Below are 2,288 nucleotides of genomic sequence, written 5' to 3' on the forward strand. Positions count from 1 at the left end.
TGATCGCTGGCATTTATAATTATGAACTTTCTTTAAAGACTAAATTAGAGATCGCCTGAGACTTTCGCAAGAGGTCTCTTGTATAGCAACCGCCCTGACGGTTAGGACGTTCTTAATTGCACTTTCCCCATGCGGTCAATTTCTTCCTTCTCTCCTAGATAACAACTAAAGCCTTCTTGCTTCTTCCTTCTGCTATAACTTTCTATTTGGGAGCTTCGTTTCCCCGAACCGGATCTCGGTTTAATGCCCCATTCCTCGGCTTTGTTTTGCCCAATTCCCTTTAAGTGTGTTCTTTCAGAATATTTTGCAGATAACTAGCCACTGCATCCGGCTGTTCCACCATTGCCAAATGGCCACAATCGGGAAGCTGAAGGACATTCTCGCCACAACCTTGGAACATCCAGTGAAAGCTAGCCAAATGCAGCACGTATTTTGGTTCCATAATTTTATCTTTAGTACCGGCAATAAAATAAACAGGCTGCTTGAGTTGGGAGACAATTTGTGGCAATAGGTGAATCTCCGCTTCTGTCGTCGAGTCCAACAAAGCCCCCAAAGCTGCCTCTGGATGAGCTCCCACGAAATCTATTAAGCGCTGCCGTCCCCAGGATCTGCCGATCGAGCGGGCTACAGAATCGCGGGCAAACACGTAATCTGCTAAGGGCAAGCGAGGCAGCCAGCCGGGGCGCATTGTCACTAGCTGCTTGCCGACCGCTCGAAACCGCTCGAATTCTTCCTTCAGATAGATGCCGCCCCCTGCATTAATGCAGACCACGCCTTTAACGCGATCGGACAATTTGCTGGCTCCCCATAGAGCGATCGTACCGCCCAGAGAGTGTCCCACGAGCCAAGCAGAAGATATATCGAGTTTTTCGAGTAAAAGTTCCAAATCGCGAGCGTAAGCTGCGGGAGTGTAGCACGAATTTAGCGGTTCGGAACATGGGCGATCGTCGCCTGCGTCCGATTGAGAATCGCCAAACCCCCGCAAATCATAGGTAAGGCACTGATAGTTTGATACCAAGCGATCGGTCAAAGGTTGCCAGTAGTGGCGGCTTAACAGCCAGCCGTGGACAAATACCAGAACCGGGGAAGTTGCAGTCGGAGCCGTCAAATCGTAAGCGTGCCGAACCCCTAGGATGTCGATTGTTGCCATACTTTTATCCTACCCGCTCCATAAGACCTATGTAAACCTATGTATAGCCTTTCTCAGAAAAAGAGAGTACGCCGAAACCCTGTGTTGTCAAGCTTTTTTAGATAGTGCCCTGAAGGAAAGGATAAAAAAATCAACCGAATTCAAATAAAAGTAGGCATCGGGAGTTGTAAATTATCATTATAATGATGTACAAAACGCCCCCATTGCAGCAATATGATTTTCTAATTTTTTAGAGAAGGCTAAGCTCTTTCTTACCAACGCTTGATACTCGTTGTCGAATAGTACAGTTGAAGCGCTCGATATAGCTAGTACAACCACTATCTTTGTCTACACGGCGCGATGACGTTTGCTGGGCAATACAGAATCATAAGCACTCCAATGGTCGGTATAAATTACTGCACATTGACGGTAAACTGGTGGCATTGAATTCCATAAAGCACTCTTCTGATACTGCGCTACGCTCTCCAATGTGTACACCAACAATTTCCCTAGTCTGGGCATCCAATGCCAGCCATACCCACTGCTGATTTCCTTTATTATCGACTTGCCGACCATAGCTCATCCATCTGAACACTCAAGCGCTTTTTTGGCTTGGGACTCACCTCCACTTGCTTCTTAACAGCAACAGAAGCGGCATTTACGTAGCGCTGTACTGTATCTTATGACACTTGTAATACCCGAGCAATCCCAGCCTGGGAAATACGTTCAAGTAGCATCCGTGACATTAACTCTTCTTGTTCTTTAGTAATAGCTTTCCAGGTCGGATTCAAAACAAATTGACGGCCACATTCTCGACATTTGTAATGAAAGTTTTTGATGCCGAGTTTGACCGTTACGACTGACTGCTTCTAAGCCACAATTAGGACAATGGGGAATTTCTACTGTCATCTCACTAATGGTAAACACTTCTCTCTAATAGTAGCTTACTCTATCCTTTCCTTCAGGGCACTACCCTCTATTCTTTCTCTTCGGTGTGCTTATCTTAATGGTCAACCCTCCAGTTGATGTATTTGCAACACTGAGATCCAACGCATCTGTAATTATCCACTCCTCCTTTTCTCACTGTAGTTTAGACTAACTAAAGATGAGAACGGTGGTCCAAGAAAAACTAGAGCCACCGTTAAGGAGAGAATGAGGG

Annotated in this window: 1 protein-coding gene and 1 pseudogene; both read right to left on the minus strand. The window is 45.9% G+C overall.

All coding sequences use genetic code 11. The features are described from left to right. Positions 1 to 280 precede the first annotated feature (280 nt). A complete protein-coding gene (locus tag QT996_RS28245) occupies positions 281 to 1,150 on the minus strand; it encodes an alpha/beta hydrolase (RefSeq protein WP_333050796.1) in 870 nt (289 codons plus the stop codon). 140 nt (positions 1,151 to 1,290) lie between these two features. Further along, positions 1,291 to 2,038: pseudogene (locus QT996_RS28250) on the minus strand (IS1 family transposase). Positions 2,039 to 2,288 lie beyond the last annotated feature (250 nt).

The organism is Microcoleus sp. S13C4 (assembly GCF_036700865.1).
Taxonomy (GTDB): Bacteria; Cyanobacteriota; Cyanobacteriia; order Cyanobacteriales; family Microcoleaceae; genus Microcoleus.